General features: G+C 72.3%; 19 protein-coding genes and 1 pseudogene. 10 read left to right on the top strand and 10 right to left on the bottom strand.

Going from position 1 to position 18,718, the window contains the following annotated elements:
• Positions 1-85: 85 nt before the first annotated feature.
• The gene (locus C1703_RS35750) at positions 86-301 is read left to right on the top strand and encodes a dodecin (RefSeq protein WP_031120079.1); all 216 of its coding nucleotides are present in this window, start codon (positions 86-88) and stop codon (positions 299-301) included.
• Between the two features lie 14 nt (positions 302-315).
• On the opposite strand, the gene C1703_RS35745 is transcribed toward C1703_RS35750, so the two are convergent.
• Positions 316-564, bottom strand: a complete 249-nt coding sequence (locus C1703_RS35745) for a hypothetical protein (RefSeq protein ID WP_114256732.1) — start codon at positions 562-564, stop codon at positions 316-318.
• Positions 565-653: 89 nt separating this feature from the next.
• A complete protein-coding gene (locus C1703_RS35740) occupies positions 654-1,148 on the bottom strand; it encodes a hypothetical protein (RefSeq protein ID WP_114256731.1) in 495 nt (164 codons plus the stop codon).
• A 102-nt stretch (positions 1,149-1,250) separates the two neighbouring features.
• On the opposite strand from C1703_RS35740, the pseudogene C1703_RS40010 reads away from it, so the two are divergent.
• The 7 genes and pseudogenes from C1703_RS40010 to C1703_RS35710 all read left to right on the top strand — a co-directional run.
• Positions 1,251-1,415 (top strand): annotated as a pseudogene (locus C1703_RS40010) (pectate lyase); the annotation flags it as partial.
• A gap of 217 nt (positions 1,416-1,632) precedes the next feature.
• Positions 1,633-2,451, top strand: coding sequence for a right-handed parallel beta-helix repeat-containing protein (locus tag C1703_RS35735; protein WP_232840684.1), 819 nt, complete (start codon positions 1,633-1,635; stop codon positions 2,449-2,451).
• Positions 2,452-2,772: 321 nt separating this feature from the next.
• Positions 2,773-3,228 (top strand): DUF485 domain-containing protein, encoded by a 456-nt coding sequence (locus C1703_RS35730; protein ID WP_114256730.1) that lies wholly within the window; start codon positions 2,773-2,775, stop codon positions 3,226-3,228.
• Positions 3,222-4,817 (top strand): cation acetate symporter, encoded by a 1,596-nt coding sequence (locus C1703_RS35725; RefSeq protein ID WP_114256729.1) that lies wholly within the window; start codon positions 3,222-3,224, stop codon positions 4,815-4,817. Before C1703_RS35730 ends, C1703_RS35725 begins: the two co-directional genes overlap by 7 nt.
• A 105-nt stretch (positions 4,818-4,922) precedes the next feature.
• Positions 4,923-5,093, top strand: a complete 171-nt coding sequence (gene rpmF, locus C1703_RS35720) for a 50S ribosomal protein L32 (RefSeq protein WP_095750490.1) — start codon at positions 4,923-4,925, stop codon at positions 5,091-5,093.
• 91 nt (positions 5,094-5,184) lie between these two features.
• Complete coding sequence (locus C1703_RS35715) at positions 5,185-6,183, top strand: MsnO8 family LLM class oxidoreductase (protein WP_114256728.1); 999 nt, start codon at positions 5,185-5,187, stop codon at positions 6,181-6,183.
• An 11-nt stretch (positions 6,184-6,194) separates the two neighbouring features.
• Positions 6,195-8,543 (top strand): excinuclease ABC subunit UvrA, encoded by a 2,349-nt coding sequence (locus tag C1703_RS35710; RefSeq protein ID WP_114256727.1) that lies wholly within the window; start codon positions 6,195-6,197, stop codon positions 8,541-8,543.
• A gap of 45 nt (positions 8,544-8,588) precedes the next feature.
• On the opposite strand, the gene C1703_RS35705 is transcribed toward C1703_RS35710, so the two are convergent.
• The 5 genes from C1703_RS35705 to C1703_RS35685 all read right to left on the bottom strand — a co-directional run bounded on the left by C1703_RS35705 (position 8,589) and on the right by C1703_RS35685 (position 13,733).
• Positions 8,589-9,404 (bottom strand): lysophospholipid acyltransferase family protein, encoded by an 816-nt coding sequence (locus C1703_RS35705; RefSeq protein ID WP_114256726.1) that lies wholly within the window; start codon positions 9,402-9,404, stop codon positions 8,589-8,591.
• Positions 9,404-10,171 (bottom strand): GNAT family N-acyltransferase, encoded by a 768-nt coding sequence (locus C1703_RS35700; protein ID WP_114256725.1) that lies wholly within the window; start codon positions 10,169-10,171, stop codon positions 9,404-9,406. The genes C1703_RS35705 and C1703_RS35700 overlap by 1 nt, the downstream gene beginning before the upstream one ends.
• A gap of 196 nt (positions 10,172-10,367) precedes the next feature.
• A complete protein-coding gene (locus C1703_RS35695; RefSeq protein ID WP_114256724.1) occupies positions 10,368-11,117 on the bottom strand; it encodes a succinate dehydrogenase/fumarate reductase iron-sulfur subunit in 750 nt (249 codons plus the stop codon).
• Entirely contained in the window at positions 11,114-13,063 is a 1,950-nt protein-coding gene (locus C1703_RS35690; RefSeq protein ID WP_114256723.1) for a fumarate reductase/succinate dehydrogenase flavoprotein subunit, read from the bottom strand. The genes C1703_RS35695 and C1703_RS35690 overlap by 4 nt, the downstream gene beginning before the upstream one ends.
• Position 13,064: 1 nt before the next feature.
• Positions 13,065-13,733: a succinate dehydrogenase gene (locus tag C1703_RS35685; RefSeq protein ID WP_114256722.1), complete on the bottom strand. Its 669-nt coding sequence runs from the start codon at positions 13,731-13,733 to the stop codon at positions 13,065-13,067.
• A 119-nt stretch (positions 13,734-13,852) separates the two neighbouring features.
• Here C1703_RS35685 and C1703_RS35680 point away from each other — a divergent pair, with 119 nt between their 5' ends.
• Positions 13,853-14,737, top strand: a complete 885-nt coding sequence (locus C1703_RS35680; RefSeq protein WP_114256721.1) for a LysR substrate-binding domain-containing protein — start codon at positions 13,853-13,855, stop codon at positions 14,735-14,737.
• 68 nt (positions 14,738-14,805) lie between these two features.
• Positions 14,806-15,126 (top strand): hypothetical protein, encoded by a 321-nt coding sequence (locus C1703_RS35675; protein ID WP_114256720.1) that lies wholly within the window; start codon positions 14,806-14,808, stop codon positions 15,124-15,126.
• 16 nt (positions 15,127-15,142) lie between these two features.
• Here the strand turns inward: C1703_RS35675 and C1703_RS35670 are convergent, their stop codons facing one another.
• From C1703_RS35670 to C1703_RS35660, 3 genes are all read right to left on the bottom strand, one after another.
• The gene (locus C1703_RS35670) at positions 15,143-15,613 is read right to left on the bottom strand and encodes an ester cyclase (protein ID WP_114256719.1); all 471 of its coding nucleotides are present in this window, start codon (positions 15,611-15,613) and stop codon (positions 15,143-15,145) included.
• Between the two features lie 94 nt (positions 15,614-15,707).
• Positions 15,708-17,852 (bottom strand): EAL domain-containing protein, encoded by a 2,145-nt coding sequence (locus C1703_RS35665; RefSeq protein WP_114256718.1) that lies wholly within the window; start codon positions 17,850-17,852, stop codon positions 15,708-15,710.
• A complete protein-coding gene (locus C1703_RS35660; RefSeq protein WP_114256717.1) occupies positions 17,849-18,661 on the bottom strand; it encodes an SAM-dependent methyltransferase in 813 nt (270 codons plus the stop codon). The genes C1703_RS35665 and C1703_RS35660 overlap by 4 nt, the downstream gene beginning before the upstream one ends.
• Positions 18,662-18,718: the final 57 nt, after the last annotated feature.

The raw sequence follows: 18,718 nt of genomic DNA, 5'->3' as shown, positions 1-18,718 counted from the left end.
GCGGGAGGTGACGTCTCGCGCTTCGCCGCCGCGTGGGGCACGGTGGAGTGACGCGCGACACACTCGCCAGAACAGGAGCAGCGGCATGTCGAACCACACCTACCGGGTCACGGAGATCGTCGGCACCTCGCCCGAGGGCGTCGACCAGGCCATCCGCAACGGCATCGGCCGGGCCTCGCAGACCCTGCGCAACCTGGACTGGTTCGAGGTGACGCAGGTGCGCGGCCAGCTCGAGAACGGGGAGATCGCGCACTGGCAGGTGGGCCTCAAGGTGGGCTTCCGGCTGGAGGAGTCCGAGTAGGAGCCCCCCGGGGCTCAGCCCGGCAGCGGTCGTGAGGTGGCGCGGCCCGGCTGCCTGCCCTCCGGCGGGTAGTCGCAGTCGATGCTGGTGACCTCGCGGTCGCTGTCCTCGGAGTCGACCACGGCCACGCCGGTGCAGGCCCGGCCGTGTTCGTCGGTCCAGGTGACGATCTCGCTGCGGTCGGGCTCGGCGCAGCCGGTGAGCAGCAGTGCGGCGCCGAGCAGCGCCGCGCCCGCGAGCGCGCCCTCGCGACGTCCCTTCATGGCATCCCCCGTACGTCCGCGCACGTGTGCGCCGGTGCTTGTGGTTCGGGGATACCCGGCGGAGGTGAACACTCCGTCAAGCCCGGGTCTCAGGTCCGCCCTTCGCGCTCCTGGGCCGCCTTCATCTCGGCGGACCGCGCCGCCCAGTCGGCCCGTACGACGGTGAAGCCCGCGCGCCGGGCGTCCTCGCAGACCAGTTCGTCGTCGTCCACCAGGACGCGGACCTCGCGCGTGCGGGCCAGCCGCTTCAGGATCTCCAGCTTGGTGAACCGGGCGGGCCGCCGGTCGGCGTCCCGGCGCATGTACACGCGCCCCTCGGGCAGCCCCTGGGCCGCCAGCCAGTCGAGCGTGTCGCGCCGGCAGCGCTCGGGGCGCCCGGTGAGGTAGACGATCTCGCACTCCCGCGCGCTCTCCCGCACCAGCGCGATGCCCTCCGGGAGAGGCCCGTCCTGCGGCGCCGCCGAGAAGAACCCGTCCCAGTCCTTCGGCCTGCGCTCCAGGAACCGCTGCCGGTGCGCGGTGTCGGCGAGGGTGTTGTCCAGATCGAACACGGCCAGCGGGGCCGCACTGCGGTCGTCACTCACACCGCCCACCCTAGGCCGAGGCACCTGCCCGCGCCCCGGCAACCTTCGCTTCCCCGGCGGCCACTGCTGTGCGACACCCACGTGGGAGACGCAGGAGGCCGTATGCGCAACGCACGGATCTGGTCGGCGGCGATGGTGGGGGCCGCGCTGGCCATGGCACTGACGGGGCCGGCCGCCGCCGCGGGCACGACCCTGGTCGTGGCGCCGAACGGCGACGACGCCGCCCCCGGCACACCCGCCCGGCCGCTGAGGACCATCCAGCGGGCGGTGGACCTGGCCGGGCCCGGCGACACCATCACCGTGCGCGGCGGGACGTACGCCCTCACCGACAACATCACCATCACCACATCGGGGACCGCCTCCCGGCCCATCACCCTTACGGCCCACCCGGGCGAGCGCGTCGTCCTGGACGGCGAGAGGCTGCCCGCGAGCCACACCCCGGTCGGCGGCAGCATCCCGCGCGCCGAGCGCGCGCGCGGTCCACATGGAGGCGTCGTACTGGCGCGTCTCGGACCTGGAGATCGTCAACGGCCCGTACGGGGTGTACTGCGACGGCTGCGACGGCAACGTCTTCGCACGGCTGCGCACGCACGACAACTACGAGTCCGGCTTCCAGCTCCAGGGCGACTCGAGCCACAACCAGATCCTGGACCTGGACAGCCACGGCAACCGCGACCCGCGCAAGAACGGCGAGAGCGCCGACGGCCTGGCCATCAAGGAGGGCGGCGGCACGGGGAACGTGGTGCGCGGCGCCCGGCTGTGGAACAACGTCGACGACGGCTTCGACGCCTGGGAGTTCGCCTCGCCCGTGACGATCGAGAACACGGTGGCGTACGGCAACGGCTTCAACCGCTGGAACTTCCCCGACTTCGCGGGCGACGGCAACGGCTTCAAGCTCGGCGGCGGCAGCCCGGCCCCGGCGGTGGCCCACACCGTGCGGGGCAGCGTCTCCTTCAAGAACGCCAAGCACGGCCTCACCGACAACGGCAACCCGGGCTCCCTCGTCCTCGGCCGCAACTCCACGTACGGCAACGGCGGTACGGGCTTCGACGCCGACGTCCCGGGCGGGACCGCCCGGCTCACCGGCAATCTGTCCGTCGCGGACCGGCGCGCGGCGGCCGTCGGCGCCAAGACCGTCGCCGACGGCAACTCCTGGAACCTCGGCGGGACATGGGACGCCGCCTCGGTACGGAGCACCGATCCGGGTCCGCTCATCGGGCCCCGGGCGGCGGACGGTTCGCTGCCGAAGGCACCGGAGTTCCTCGTGCCACGATCCGGCACGGCGATCGGGGCGCGTTTCTGAATCCGGCCGGTCATGGCGACACGTTTGAGCCAGCCTCAGAAGCCAATTGATCCTCACAGTTGATGGCTCAAGCAGAGCACTGACATACTCCGCTCTCAGCCTCGCCACCACCCGTGGCCGGGGCTGGTCGGGGATCTCCACACAGAACCCCGAGGCCGTCCGCGTGATTCCGAACAGGAATTTCTCCGGTTTCACGAACCCCTCACACAGCCCGCACCCCCTCAGCGCGTCCGGCACCCTTCCACCCTGCCCGAAAGCCGGACGCGCCACTGACTCGACGGGGTCGAGTGCGGGGCACGAAGCAGCGAAGAAGGTGCGCCTGTGCCCGAATTCCCACCGCGTCGGGAGGACACTCCCACATTCCCGCTCCCGCACATCGAACATACTCCGCCGTCTCGTATATCCGACCATCCCGAATTTCACTCGCTGCGTCGCGCGCAGCGCCGGTTCGGCACTCGGGCGACGATCTTGTCCGTCGGCGGATTCCTGCTGTATGTGCTGCTGTCGAGTTTCGTCCCCGCGGTGATGAACCAGCCGCTGTTCGGCCACCTCACGATCGGGCTCGCGTTGGGCCTCGGGCAGTTCGTCGTCATGGGCGTGACCGCCTGGTGCTATGTGCGGCACATGCGCACCCGGGTCGATCCGCTCGCCCGCGGCCTGCGGTCGCGGCTGCACGAGAACGAGAACCGCCGCGCGCGCCCGGCCGTCCCGCCCCAAGGGACCGGGCCGTCCGGGCAGCCCCTCCAGCAGGGCACGAGGGGGTTCCGCACGTGGTGACCGCCGCCGCCATCGACGACAGCAGCCTGCAGCTGACGTTCGTGCTGTTCCTCACCGTGGTCGTGATCACCCTGTTCACGGCTCTGCTGACGGCCCCTCAGCGCGACGAGATCAGCGAGTTCTACCTCGGCAACCGCGCGATGTCCCCGCTGCGCAACGGCCTCGCCATGTGCGGCGACTACCTGTCCGCCGCCACCCTGCTCGGCAGCACCGGCCTGGTCGCCCTGACCGGGTACGACGGGCTGATGTACCTCGGCGGCACCACCGTCGCCTGGATGATGGTGCTGTTGCTGATCGCCGAACCCCTGCACCGCACGGGGAAGTTCACCCTCGGCGACACGGTGGCGCTGCGCCTGCCCCGGCAGCAGCGGCCGGTGCGGGTCGCGCTGGCGGTGTGCATCCTGGCGATCGCGACGCTCTACCTGGTGGCCCAACTGGTGGGCAGCGTAGCCCTCCTGACGCAGTTCACCGGTGTGCCGAGCGGCACCACCCGCACCCTGTGCGTGGTCGTGATCGGCGCCTTCGTGATCCTGTACGCCTCCCTCGGCGGAATGCCCGGCGCGACGGTCATCCAGATCATCAAGGCCGTGATGCTGATCGTGGGCGTGCTGTTCACCGCGGGCTGGGTGCTGCACCGCTTCGACTGGAACCCCAACGCCCTCCTCGAGCGGGCGGCCGAACGCAGCGGCACCGGCCTGACGTTCCTCGAACCCGGACTGCGCTACGGCGGCACCGTCAGCAACAAGCTGGACTTCCTCAGCCTCGAACTGGCCATCGTCCTCGGCCTCGCCGCCCTCCCGCACGTCCTGATGCGGCTGCTCGCCCCGCGCAGCAGCGGCGTGCTGCGCTCCTCGGTGCTGTGGGCGATCGGGCTGGTCGGCGCGGTCTGCTTCGGGGCCGGCATCCTCGGCCTCGGCGCGACCGCGCTCCTGGGCCGGGACACCATCCTGGACACGGACCGCACCGGCAACGCCTCCGTCCTGCTGCTCGCGCACGAACTCGGCGGCAGCCTCCTCACCGCGCTGCTGACCTGCCTGGCGTACCTGACACTGCTCGCCGTGGCGGTCGGTCTCACCCTGGCGGCGGCCTCGTCCCTGGCACACGACCTGTACAGCGAGGTGATCCGCAAGGGCCGGGCCAGCGAGACGGAGGAGCTGACCGTCGCGCGGCTGTCCGGGGCGGTCATCGGCGTCCTCGGCATGCTGCTCGCCCTCGTCGCCTGGAGCGCCAACACCGCCACGCTCGCCTTCCTCGCCTTCGCCATCGCGGCGTCCGCGATCCTGCCGACGATCATCTACACCCTCTTCTGGCGGCGCTTCTCGGCGAAGGGCGCCCTGCTCAGCCTCTACGGCGGCCTGCTCTGCTCCGTCCTGCTCGCCGTGTTCTCCCCCGTCGTCTCCTCCGCCCCCGCCTCGTTCTACCCGGAGGCCGACTTCGCCTGGTTCCCGCTGCAGAACCCCGGCATCGTCTCCATCCCGGTGGGCTTCCTCCTGGGCTGGCTGGGCACGGTGCTGGACAAGGGGCCGGGCCAAGAGGCGGGCACCCACGAGGAGTTCGAGGTGCGGATGCTCGTGGGCGCCGACCACTGAGGCACCCCTTGCGGGACAGCCGGGGCAGCCACCGGGGACGCGCATTGTTAATGGGATCCATTTTCATGTAGCGTCCTCGGTGCCGGTCCACCGAGGAGGAGTCCCATGGCTGTCCCGAAGCGGAAGATGTCCCGCAGCAACACCCGTCACCGCCGCGCACAGTGGAAGGCCGCCACGCCGACACTGGTCCCGGTCACGATCGACGGCGTCCGTCACCTCGTCCCGCAGAACCTGGTCAAGGCCTACGAGCGCGGCCTGCTGCGCCCGGAGGGTTAGACCTCCACGCCGCGTGCGACCACGGGCACGCGGCGTGACGGTCGGCGCGGAACGGGGAATGCCGCTGCCCCTCCGGCGTGTTGGACTCCCTGTGAGCTCCCTGATCGCCTCGACCCGCATCTCCGTCCTCGACCGCTCCCGCACCCGCGAGGGCCATACGCACCCCGAGGCCCTGCGCGACACCGTGCGGCTCGCGCGGGAGCTGGAGCGGCTCGGCTACCACCGGCTGTGGGTCTCGGAGCACCACGGTGTGCCCGGGGTCGCCGGTTCCGCGCCGACCGTGCTGGCCGCCGCCGTCGCCGCCGCGACCCGGACGATCCGGGTCGGCACCGGCGGGGTGATGCTGCCCAACCACCGGCCACTGGTCGTGGCGGAGCAGTTCGGGGTGCTGGAGTCGCTGTTCCCCGGCCGGATCGACATGGGCCTCGGCCGCTCCGTCGGCTTCACCGACGGCGTGCGGAAGGCTCTGGGCCGTGACAAGGAAGACGCCGAGGACTTCGAGGCCCAGCTGCGGGAGCTGCTCGGCTGGTTCCGGGGCACCTCCCCCACCGGCGTGCACGCCCGGCCCGCCGAGGGCCTGAGCGTGCCGCCGTTCGTGCTGGCCATGGGCGCGGGCGCCGGCATCGCCGCCCGCGCGGGCCTGCCCATGGTCATCGGTGACCTGAGGAACCGGGAGAAGATGCTCCGCGGCATCGACCACTACCGCGACCACTTCCGGCCCTCGCCCTGGGCGCCGGAACCGTACGTCGTCGTCTCCGGCACGGTCGCCGTGGCGGCCACCCCCGACGAGGCGCGGCGCCTGCTGGTCCCCGAGGCCTGGTCCATGGCGTACTCCCGCACGCACGGCACCTTCCCGCCCCTGCCGCCCGCCGAGCGCGTCGAGGCACTCGCCATGACCGCCAAGGAGCGCGGCTTGTACGAGTCCGGGCTCACCGGGCACATCGCGGGCACCGAGGAGCAGGTCGCGCACGAGCTGGAGACGCTGCTGAAGGAGACGGCGGCGCAGGAGGTCCTGGTCACCACCAGCACCTACGACCGCGAGGCGCTGCTGGACTCCTACCGGCGGCTGGCCGCGATCACCTCCGGTTAGAGTCGTCTCCCATGCACGACCCCCACAGCCCCCACGACCCGTACGTCCGCGTCAGAGGAGCCCGCGAGCACAACCTCCGGGGCGTGGACGTCGACATCCCCCGGGACGTGCTGGCCGTGTTCACCGGCGTGTCCGGCTCGGGGAAGTCGTCGCTGGCGTTCGGCACGATCTACGCGGAGGCGCAGCGGCGCTACTTCGAGTCGGTCGCACCGTACGCCCGCCGCCTCATCCACCAGGTCGGGGCGCCGAAGGTCGGGGAGATCACCGGTCTGCCACCGGCCGTCTCGCTCCAGCAGCGCCGCGCGGCGCCCACCTCGCGTTCCTCCGTCGGCACCGTCACCAACCTCTCCAACTCCCTGCGCATGCTGTTCTCCCGGGCCGGCACCTACCCGCCCGGCGCCGAGCGGCTCGACTCCGACGCGTTCTCGCCCAACACGGCGGCCGGTGCCTGCCCGGAGTGCCACGGGCTCGGGCAGGTGCACGGCACGACCGAGGAGTCGCTGGTCCCCGACCCGTCGCTGTCGATCCGCGAGGGCGCGATCGCCGCGTGGCCGGGCGCCTGGCAGGGCAAGAACCTGCGGGACGTCCTCGACGCGCTCGGGTACGACGTGGACCGGCCGTGGCGGGAGCTGCCCGCCGCACAGCGCGAGTGGATCCTGTTCACGGACGAGCAGCCGGTGGTCACCGTGCACCCCGTACGGGACGCCGCCCGCATCCAACGGCCGTACCAGGGCACCTACATGAGCGCCCGCCGGTACGTGATGAAGACCTTCTCGGACTCCAAGAGCCCGACCCTGCGGGCGAAGGCCGAACGGTTCCTCACCAGCGCGCCCTGCCCGGCGTGCGGGGGCAGCCGGCTGCGGCCCGAGGCGCTGGCGGTGACGTTCGGCGGGCGGACCATCGCCGAGCTGGCCGCGCTGCCGCTGGTCGAGCTGGCCGCCTCCCTCGACGCGCGGTCGCAGACCGCCCGGGTCCTGACCGACGACCTCACCTCGCGCATCGCCCCGGTCGTGGAACTGGGCCTCGGCTACCTCAGCCTGGACCGGCGCACCCCCACCCTCTCCGCGGGCGAACTGCAACGCCTGCGCCTCGCCACCCAGCTGCGCTCCGGCCTGTTCGGGGTCGTCCACGTCCTCGACGAGCCGTCGGCCGGGCTCCACCCGGCGGACACCGAGGCGCTGCTCACGGTGCTGGAGCGGCTGAAGACGGCCGGGAACTCGGTGTTCGTGGTGGAGCACCACTTGGACGTCGTACGCGGCGCCGACTGGCTGGTGGACGTGGGCCCGGGCGCGGGCGAGCGCGGCGGGCGGGTGCTGCACAGCGGCCCGGTGGCCGGTCTGGCCGCCGTCGAGGAGTCCGCCACGGCCCGCTACCTGTTCGACCGCTCCCCCGCCCCGGCCCGGGAGCTTCGCGAGCCGAGGGGATGGCTGAAGACCGGCCCGGTCACCCGGCACAACCTGCGGGGCGTGACCGCCGCGTTCCCGCTCGGCGCGTTCACCGCGGTCACGGGCGTGTCCGGCTCCGGCAAGTCCACGCTCATCGGCGAGATCACGCAGGAGACGGCGGGGGTGGGCCGGCTGGTCTCGGTCGACCAGAAGCCCATCGGCCGCACGCCGCGCTCGAACCTCGCCACGTACACCGGCCTGTTCGACGTCGTGCGCAAGGTGTTCGCGGGGACCGACGGAGCCCGTGCACGCGGCTTCGGCGTCGGCCGGTTCTCCTTCAACGTGGCGGGCGGGCGGTGCGAGACCTGCCAGGGCGAGGGGTTCGTCAGCGTGGAGCTGCTCTTCCTGCCGAGCACGTACGCGCCGTGCCCGGACTGCGGCGGGGCCCGGTACAACCCCGGGACGCTGGAGGTGACGTACCGGGGGCGGAACATCGCTCAGGTGCTGGACATGACGGTGGAGAGCGCGGCGGAGTTCTTCGCCGGCACACCGGCCGTCGCCCGCAGCCTCGCCGCCCTGCTCGACGTGGCCCTGGGCTATCTGCGCCTCGGCCAGCCGGCGACGGAACTGTCCGGCGGCGAGGCGCAGCGCATCAAGCTGGCGAGCGAACTCCAGCGCGGCAGGCGCGGCCACACGCTCTACCTCCTCGACGAGCCGACGACCGGCCTCCACCCGGCCGACGTCGACGTCCTGATGCGCCAGTTGCACGGCCTCGTCGACGCCGGGCACACGGTGATCGTCGTCGAGCACGACATGTCCGTCGTCGCGGGCGCGGACTGGGTGATCGACCTCGGCCCGGGCGGCGGCGACGCGGGCGGCCGGATCGTGGCGGCGGGCCCGCCGACGGAGGTGGCGCGCTCGGCGGAGAGCCGGACGGCGCCCTCTCTCGCGCGCGCACTGTCCGGGACCCGCTGAGGCGCGCCCTCTCGCGCGCCCGCTGACCGACCCTGTTGCGGCGCCCTACGCCACCAGCACCGTGTGCGTCCAGGCGGGTGCGGCCGTCTCGGGCGACTGTGCGGCGCGGGCGAGGGAGCGGCGGTCGGGGGTGCTGCCCGGCGGGATCGCGTCCCGTACCTCGACCTCGGCGACCAGGCCGCGGGCCGTCGCCACCCGCCACAGGGAGGCGAGCAGCGTGTCCTCGCCGACGTACGCGGGGGCCGTGCTGGGCGCTCCGCCGTCGAGCCGGTAGCCGATGCGCACCGGCTGGACAGGCACGCCGGCGTCCAGGGCGGCCTGGAAGACGGCCCGGCGGAAGGTGCCCTGGGCGCGGCCGCACCAGGTGCTGCCCTCGGGGAAGGCGGCGACCGCGGCGCCCTCGCGCAGGGCACCGGCGATCCGGGCGACGGTGTCCGGGAGGGCCCGCAGCCGGTCCCGTTCGATGAACAGGGTGCCGCCGCGCGCGGCCAGCGGCCCGGCGACGGGCCACCGCCGCACCTCGGTCTTGGCCAGCATGCGGGCGGGGCGTACGGCGGCGAGCAGCGGGATGTCCAGCCAGGAGATGTGGTTGGCGACCAGCAGCAGTCCGCCGGTGGGGGCGACGGCGCCGGTGATGCGGACCCGGACCCCTGCGGCCCGCACGATCCACCGGCACCACCGCCGGACCAGGGACGCGGGTATCCGGGCGCCGAACGGCGACAGCGCGATCCCCGCGAGGAGCAACAGCACGACTCCGGTGAGCCGCAGCACGGCGCGCGGCACGGCCCGCGCCGGCGCCGTGTCCGGCGCGTCGACGCAGGCGCGCGGCGTGCAGGGCGCGGTGGGCAGCCAGGCGCTCATCAGGCCGGCACGAGGGAGAGGAAGTGCCGCAGGTAGCGCGGGTTGACCCGGCTCATGGGCAGCAGCACGTACAGGTCGGCGACACCGAAGTCCGGGTCGTGGGCCGGTTCGCCGCACACCCAGGCGCCGAGGCGCAGGTAGCCGCGGAGCAGGGCGGGCAGTTCGACGCGGGCGGCGGGAGCGGGGCCCGGGATCCACGGCAGCAGGGGCCGGACCCGGTACTCCTTGGGCGCCAGGTGCTTGGCGCTCACCCGGTCCCAGGTGGCGGAGGCGAGGGTGCCGCCGTCGGCGAGCGGGACGGAGCAGCAGCCGGCGAGCCACTCGTGGCCGCGGTCGACCATGTAGCGGGCGATACCGGCCCAGATGAGGCTGATGACCGCGCCGTCGCGGTGGTCGGGGTGCACGCAGGAGCGGCCGACCTCGACGAGTTCCGGCCGGATCCCGGCGAGGGAGCTCAGCTCGAACTCGCCCTCGGAGTACAGCCGCCCGGCGACCGCCGCGCGCTCCGGCGGCAGCAGCCGGTAGGTGCCGACGACCTGGCCGGTGGTCTCCTCGCGCACGAGCAGGTGGTCGCAGTACGCGTCGAACGGGTCGACGTCCAGACCGGGTTGCGAGCCGGTCAGCAGGGCGCCCATCTCCCCGGCGAAGACGTCGTGCCGCAGCCGCTGGGCGGCGCGCACGTCCTCCTCGTTCCGGGCGAGGGTGACGGTGTAGCGGGTGGGGGCCGTGGGCTGGGCGGGGCGGTCGACGGTCAGTACGCCGGTCATGGCTTCTCCTGGTCACGGGCCGGGGGCGGCGAGCGGTGCCGCCGCTCCCTGTTGTGCCCATGCCGCCTGACCGACGGGTGACGAGTGCCAGGAGCCCGGATGCCAGAAGATTGAATGCCAGAAGCCACGACGCACCCCCCTTTTTCAGGGGCGCGGGGAACGGCGCGGCCAGCCACCCACGACCCGCACCCGGCGACTACCGCTTACCCGCCCGCCGAGTAGCCCGCAGCCACTCCTTGTTCATGTGGGTGATGGACATGAGCGGGATGCCCTTCGGGCACGCGGTGGCACACTCACCCGTCAGCGTGCACCCCCCGAACCCCTCCTCATCCATCTGCTCGACCATGTCCAGCACCCGAGTCTCCCGCTCGGGCGCCCCCTGCGGCAGCACGTTCAGGTGGTTGACCTTGGCGGACGTGAACAGCATCGCCGCCCCGTTCGGACAAGCCGCCACACACGCCCCGCACCCGATGCACTCCGCGTGCTCGAACGCGAAGTCGGCGTCCGGCTTCGGCACCGGCGTGGCGTGCGCCTCGGGCGCCGCGCCCGTCGGCGCGGTGATGTAGCCGCCCGCCTGGATGATCCGGTCGAACGCCGACCGGTCCACGACCAGATCCTTGATCACCGGGAACGCGGACGCCCGCCACGGCTCCACGTCGATCGTGTCGCCGTCCTTGAAGGACCGCATGTGCAGCTGGCAGGTGGTCGTCCGCTCGGGTCCGTGCGCATCGCCGTTGATCACCAGCGAGCACGCCCCGCAGATGCCCTCGCGGCAGTCGTGGTCGAAGGCGACCGGGTCCTCGCCCTTGAGGATGAGCTCCTCGTTGAGGGTGTCGAGCATCTCCAGGAACGACATGTCCTCGGAGATCCCGTCCACCTCGTACGTGGACATCGTGCCGTCGGCGTCGGCGTTCTTCTGGCGCCAGACGCGCAGGGTGAGCTTCATGCGTAGCTCCGCTGGGTGGGGTGGACGTACTCGAAGACCAGGTCTTCCTTGTGCAGGGTCGGAGCCTCGCCGGTGCCGTTGAACTCCCAGGCGGCCGCGTACGCGAACTCGTCGTCCTTGCGGGCGGCTTCGCCGTCGGGCGTCTGGGACTCCTCGCGGAAGTGACCGCCGCAGGACTCCGAGCGGTGCAGCGCGTCGAGGCACATCAGCTCGGCCAGTTCCAGGTAGTCGACGATGCGGTTGGCCTTCTCCAGCGACTGGTTGAACTCCTCGCCGGTGCCGGGCACCTTGATGCGCCGCCAGAACTCCTCGCGGATCTGCGGGATGCGCTCCAGCGCCTTGCGCAGGCCCGAGTCGGTGCGGGCCATCCCGCAGAACTCCCACATGAGTTCGCCGACCTCGCGGTGGAAGGAGTCGGGGGTGCGGTCGCCGTCGACGGACAGCAGCAGGTTGAGCCGGTCCTGCGTCTCGGCCAGGACCTCCTGCACGACGGGGTGCTCGTCGCTCACCTCGTCGTGGTGCGGGTGGCGCGCCAGGTAGTCGTTGATGGTGGCCGGGAGGACGAAGTAGCCGTCGGCGAGGCCCTGCATCAGCGCGGAGGCGCCGAGCCGGTTGGCGCCGTGGTCGGAGAAGTTGGCCTCGCCGATGGCGAACAGCCCGGGGACGGTGGTCTGGAGGTCGTAGTCGACCCACAGGCCGCCCATCGTGTAGTGCACCGCCGGGTAGATCCGCATGGGCACCTGGTACGGATCCTCGTCGGTGATCCGCTGGTACATGTCGGAGAGGTTGCCGTACTTGGCCTCGACGGCCTCGCGGCCCATGCGCCGGATCGCGTCGGCGAAGTCCAGGTAGACGCCCTGGCCGCCGGGGCCGACGCCCCGTCCCTCGTCGCAGACGTTCTTCGCGGCGCGGGAGGCGATGTCGCGCGGCACCAGGTTGCCGAAGGAGGGGTAGATGCGCTCCAGGTAGTAGTCGCGCTCGTCCTCGGGGATCTCGTTCGGGGGCCGGGTGTCGCCCTTGGCCTTGGGCACCCAGATGCGGCCGTCGTTGCGCAGCGACTCGCTCATCAGCGTCAGCTTGGACTGGTGGTCGCCGGTGCGCGGGATGCACGTGGGGTGGATCTGCGTGAAGCAGGGGTTGGCGAAGTACGCGCCGCGCCGGTGGGCCCGCCAGACGGCGGTGGCGTTGGAGTTCATGGCGTTCGTCGACAGGTAGAAGACGTTGCCGTAGCCGCCGGAGGCGAGCACGACCGCGTCCGCGAAGTACGTGTCGATCTTCCCGGTGACGAGGTCCCGGGCCACGATGCCCCGCGCCCGCCCGTCGACGACGATCAGGTCGAGCATCTCGGTGCGCGGGTGCATCTCGATGTTCCCGGCGGCGATCTGCCGGCTGAGGGCCTGGTAGGCGCCGAGGAGGAGCTGCTGCCCCGTCTGGCCGCGGGCGTAGAACGTGCGCGACACCTGCACACCGCCGAACGACCGCGTGTCGAGCAGCCCGCCGTACTCGCGGGCGAACGGCACGCCCTGGGCCACGCACTGGTCGATGATCTCGACGGAGATCTGCGCGAGCCGGTGCACGTTGGACTCGCGGGCGCGGAAGTCGCCGCCCTTGACGGTGTCGTAGAACAGCCGGTGGATGGAGTCGCCGTCGTTGCGGTAGTTCTTCGCCGCGTTGATGCCTCCTTGCGCGGCGATGGAGTGGGCCCGGCGCGGGGAGTCCTGGTAGCAGAACTGGACGACGTGGTAGCCCTGTTCGGCGAGGGTGGCCCCCGCGGATCCGCCGGCGAGGCCGGTGCCGACGACGATCACGGTGTGCTTGCGCCGGTTGGCGGGGTTGACCAGCTTGGCCTCGAAACGGCGCTTGTCCCAGCGCTCGTCGATCGGCCCGGACGGTGCCTTGGTGTCGACGACCGGCTCTCCGGTCGCGTAGTCGGCGTAAGAGGTCATGTCAGCTCACCACTCCGGTCATGACGCCCACGGGTACGGCGATGAAACCGGCCGTGAGCAGCAGCGCGAGGACGTTGGCGACGGTCTTCAGGGCGCGGTCGCGCCGCCGGCTGCCGACGCCGAGGGTCTGGGCGGCGCTCCAGAACCCGTGCCGGATGTGCAGGCCGAGGGCGAGCATCGCGACGATGTAGATGACGTTGCCGTACCAGGTGGAGAAGGTGCCCACGACGTTCTGGTACGGGTGGCCGGGCTGGAAGCCGGGGTGCACGGTGCCGGTCGTGATGTCGAGGACGTGCCAGACGATGAACAGGCCGAGGATGATCCCGCCCCAGCGCATGGTGCGGGTGGCGTAGGAGGCGCGCGGCCTCTTGTGCACGTACTTGCTGGGCCGTGCCCTGATGTCGCGGCGGCTGAGCTGGAACGCCGACACGGCGTGGGCGACCACGGCGACCACGAGCACCACGCGGACCAGCCAGAGCGTCCACTCGTAGTGCATGAAGGGCTCGCCGACGGTGCGCAGCCAGTGGCCGTACCGGTTGAACTCGCCCGCCCCGAAGAAGATCTTCAGGTTCCCGATCATGTGGACGACCAGGTACAGCAGCATGATCAGCCCGCTGACCGCCATCACGGTCTTCTTGCCGACGGTGGAGTCCCACACGGTGCGTGCCATGGACGGCCGTCGGTCCGTCCGCGTTGCCAGAGCCATGTCACAGCACGCTACGGACCCTCGGCCGATCGGTCCAAGACATGGTCCGGCTTGATTCCATAGGCCATAGCTATCGTAGGAGGATGCAGTTCCAGCAGCTCCAGTACTTCGTGGCCGTCGCCGAGACCCGGCACTTCACCCGGGCCGCCGATCTGGTCCACGTCGCGCAGCCGTCGCTGTCGCAGCAGATCAAGGCGCTGGAACGGGAGTTGGGGGCCGACCTGTTCCTGCGGGCGCGCGGCAACATCACGCTCACCGACGCCGGGGAGGCGCTGCTGCCCCTGGCCCGGCGCATCCTGGCCGACGCGGACACGGCCCGCCACGAGGTGCTGGAGCTGGTGCAGCTGCGGCGGGGGCGGGTGCGGCTGGGGGCGACGCCGAGTCTGTGCACGGGTCTGCTGCCGGACGTGCTGCGCGCCTTCCACGACCGTTACCCCGGGGTCCGGCTGCTGATCGAGGAGGGCGGCTCCCACGACCTGGTGCGGGAACTGGCCCGTGGCGCGCTGGACCTGGCGCTGGTGGTCCTGCCGCTGCCGACGCCCTCCCCTGCCCTGACGACGGTGGAGCTGCTGCGCGAGGACCTGGTCGTGGTCTCCTCCCCGGACGCGCCGAGGCCCGGTCAGGGGCGGCGGACCGTGCGCGTCGCCGATCTGGAGGGCGAGCGGCTGGTGATGTTCCGGCACGGCTACGACCTGCGGGAGCTGACGGTGGCGGCCTGCCGGGCGGAGGGCTTCGAGCCGGACTTCGCGGTGGAGGGCGGCGAGATGGACGCGGTGCTGGGCTTCGTGCGGGCGGGTCTGGGCGTCGCCGTCGTCCCCCGGATGGTGGCGGCGCGCTCCGGGCGCGGCTTGCGGGTGACGCCCCTGGCCCGGCCCGGCCTGCACCGCACGATCGCCCTGGCCCACCGCAGCGACGTGGCACCACCGCGGGCGGCGCGGGAACTGCAGCGGATGCTGCTGGAGCGGTGACGTGCCGCCCGGGGCGCGCCAGCGGATATTCACTGCGCCCGGCAGCCGTCCCTGCCTACCCTCGACCTGTGAGTGACGAGCAGTACGTCCGGTATCGGGACGACAGGAAGGTGCTGGCCGCGATCGGGGCCTGCGTCGGCCGGCAGACGGGCCGGGTCGCGGTGCGGGTGCCGCGGGAGCTGGCGGAGGCGGCGGTGGCCGCCTGGGAGCGCACGGAGGACGCCGCGCCCGGCGCGGAGACCCCGGAGCGGTACGCGCTGCGGGACGGTGCCGCCGAGCTGGCACTGATCGGCCTCGCGATCACCGAACGCGGCCGCTGGGAGGGCGAGGAGGTCGCCGTGGACCTGGACGTCGACTCCGCGGGGGCGGCGCTGCGCGCGGCGCGGTGAGAACGGCTCCCGCGCGTCACCCGCTCGCCGCTGCCCCCGCGCGGCGCGCGGCGGCGGCCGCCCGGATCCGCTCCAGCGGGATGCCGGCCTGTTCGCACAGGCCGGCGAGATCGAAGTAGATCGCCTCGCCCGCCATCAGGCCGTCCCGGAAGGGGACGACGTTGGCGAAGGGCACCGCGAAGGCGCCCCCGCCGGGCGGCACGCCGAGCCACTCCCCCCGGCTGGTTCCCCGCAGCGTCCCCCACACGGCCAGGACGTCGTCACCGTGGGCGACGCCCTCGTCCTCGGGGCTGAGGTCGGGGAACGCGGTGAAGTACTGCTGCCGGTAGGCGGCGCGCACCGCGTCCCTGCCCTGGCTGCGCAGCCCGAGCGCCTTGGTCTCGAGGAAGCAGTCCGGGACGAACGTGGCGAGGATGCCGTCGATGTCCCGGGCGGCCTCCGCCTCACGGTGGGCCTCGAAGAGACGGCGCATCTCGGTGGTGTCCATACCCGTGCTCCCTCGGCCGGGGCCCGGTCGGGTCCTCTTCCTCGATCGTAGGGAGCGGTCCCGGGGCCGACCACCGGGACCGCCGTCCGTCCGCTCAGCCCGTGGCGTCCACCAGCGCCAGCTCGTGCAGCCGCTCCGGCGGGCCGGGGCGGGCGTAGTACCAGCCCTGTGCCGTGTCGCAGCCCAGTATCCGCAGCTGCTCGGCCTGTGCCCCGGTCTCCACGCCCTCCACCGTGACCGCGAGGTCCAGGCTGTGGGCCAGTGAGACGATCCCCTCGACGATCTTGAGGTCGACGGGGTCGGCCGGGAACTGCTGCATGCTCTGGGTGAAGGAGCGGTCCAGCTTCAGGATGCTGACGGGCAGGCGACGCAGGTTGGCGAGGTTGGAGTAGCCCGTGCCGAAGTCGTCCAGGGCGATGTCGACGCCCATCTCCGCCAGTCGGCGCAGCGGCTTCAGCAGGTCGTCGTCGGCACCGATCAGCGCCGACTCCGTGACCTCCAGGCAGAGGGCGTCCGGCTCGATGCCCGTGCGCTCCAGGATGTCGACGGTGTCCTGGACCAGGCCCGGGTGCGTCAACTGGCAGGGCGAGAGGTTCACGTTGATCCGCAGCGGGCCCACCGCCTCGACGCCGCCCTGCAGTTCCCGCCACTCGCGGGCCTGGCGCACCGACTGCTCCAGGACCCAGCGGCCCAGCGGCACGATCAGCCCGGTGTGCTCGGCGAGCGGGATGAACCGGTCCGGGCCGAGCACGCCGTGCTGCGGGTGCAGCCAGCGCACCAGGGCCTCGGCGCCCCGGACGCTGCCGTCGCCGAGGTGCACCAGCGGCTGGTACTCGATGAAGAACTCGCCCCGCTCCAGCGCCGTCGGCAGCGCGGTGGTGAGGCCGTGCCGGGTGATGGCGCGGGCGTCCGCCTCCGGGTCGGCCAGCTCGAAGCGGTTGCCGCCCGCCGACTTGGCCCGGTACATGGTGATGTCGGCGCTGCGCAGCACCTCGGCGGGGCTGCGCTCCCCGGCCGGGCCCTCGACGATGCCGATGCTGCCGCGCACGGTCAGCTCGCGGCCGTCGACGCTGATCGGCGCGAGCAGCGCGTTCATGATGCGGGTGGCGAGTTCGTCGACCTCGCGCTGGGTGTCGGGGCCGGTGGTCAGGGCCACGAACTCGTCGCCGCCGAGCCGCGCGACCATCTCGCCGGGGGCGGTGGCGCAGGACTGCAGCCGGTCGGCGACCTCCACCAGCAGCCGGTCGCCGGCCGCGTGGCCGAGGCTGTCGTTGACGGTCTTGAAGCCGTCCAGGTCGAGGTAGCACAGCCCGAAGCGCTGGCCTTCCCCGGCGGACAGCGCCTTCTCCAGGCGCTCGAAGAAGAAGGTGCGGTTCGGCAGGCCGGTGAGCGCGTCGTGCGTGGCCTCGTAGCGCAGCCGCAGGTTGAGCAGCCGCCGCTCGGTGGTGTCCTCCATGAGGGCGAGCTGGTACTGCGGATTGCCGTCGGCGTCCCGCAGCAGGGAGACCGTCAGGTTGGTCCACAGGACCGTTCCGTCGGGGCGGTAGAACGCCTTCTCCAGGTGGTAGTGCTCCCGGTCGCCGCGCACGAGTTCGTCGTAGAGCCGCCAGGTCTGGGGCGCGTCGTCGGGGTGGGTCCACTCCCGGACCTTGCGGCTGCGGATCGTCTGCTCGGAGACGCCGAACATGCGCAGCAGCGCGCCGTTGACCTGGAGGATGTTGCCCTCCAGGTCGGCCATGCCGATGCCTATGGCCGCGCCCTCGAAGACGGCGCGGAAACGGGCCTCGCTCGCGTGCAGGGCCTGCGCGACCACGCCCTGCGCCTGGAGCGCGGCCTGCGCGATGGCCTCCTGTTCGGCCAGGGTCCGCTCGCGCAGCGCCCGTGCGAAGCCGGCGGCCATCGCGTGCTGCAGACGCGCGCACCGGGCCCGCAGGTCCTCCTGGTCGCCGTCGTTCCCGCAGTACAGGACGAGGTAGGCGTCCACGCAGTCCAGGGTGCGGCTGAGTGCCTCGGGGTCGGTGCAGTGCGCGTCCACGAGGGCGGCGCCGACCGCCTTGCCCGCGTCGGCGTCGAAGGCCCGGGCCAGCAGTGCCTCGCTCAACCGCCGGGCCAGCGGCAGCAGCTGTGCCTCGAACTCGGTGCGGGTCGACGACGTCGAGGTGACCGGGAAGACGGCCCGGCTCCAGATCGTCGCGAACCGGCGGAGTCTGTCCTCCGGGCCGTCCGGTTCCGCGATCACGCCGTACGCCCCACGCCCGCGAAACCGGAGAACGCGTACGGATCCTCGTCCTCCGGTGTGGTGTCGGGCCGCCAGCGCGGCATCGCCACCAGTCCGGGTTCCACCATGTCGTACCCCTCGAAGAACCGCGCGATCTCCTCGCGCGAGCGCATGATCAGCGGGTTGCGGATGTCCTCGTACACGTCCACCGCGCCCCCGGCCCGCTCCGGCGGCAGCGGGATCCCCTCGTAGGAGGCGTGGGTGAGCACGAGCAGGCTGCCGGGCGCGAGCGCCTCGCGCAGTTCGGCCACCGCCCCGTACGGGTCGTCCTCGTCCTCCACGAAGTGCAGTATGGCAACGAGGAGCAGCGCCACTGGCTGATTCAGGTCGATCAGCCGCTCCACCTCGGCGCTGCGCAGGATCTCCTGGGGCTTGCGCAGGTCCGCGGCGACGACGGCCGCGTCCTCGTTGCCCTCCAGGACCGCCTGGCTGTGCGCCACGGCCACCGGGTCGTGGTCGACGTAGACCACGTGCGCGCCGGGGCGGGCGGCCTGGGCGATCTCGTGGACGTTGCCGAAGGTGGGGATGCCGGAGCCGATGTCCAGGAACTGGGTGATGCCCTGGTCGGCCGCGTAGCGCACGGCGCGGCGCATGAAGGCCCGGTTCGCCTGCATGATCTTGGGGAGTCCCGGCATGAACTCCATGGCCCTGCGGGCAGCTTCCCGGTCGACCTCGAAGTTGTGCGATCCGCCCAGGTAGTAGTCGTACATCCGGGAGACGCTGGGCACCGAGATGTCGATGCTCCGTGGGGCCCAGGCGGGACGCTCCATCTATCTCTCCAAGGCGTAGGCGATCCGGTGTTCGAGCAGAGGCTACTGATCGCCCGC

The sequence above is a fragment of the Streptomyces sp. Go-475 genome (genome assembly GCF_003330845.1).
Lineage (GTDB): Bacteria > Actinomycetota > Actinomycetes > Streptomycetales > Streptomycetaceae > Streptomyces.
Note: the sequence above shows the minus strand (reverse complement) of the source record. Positions and strands in the feature narration are given on the sequence as shown.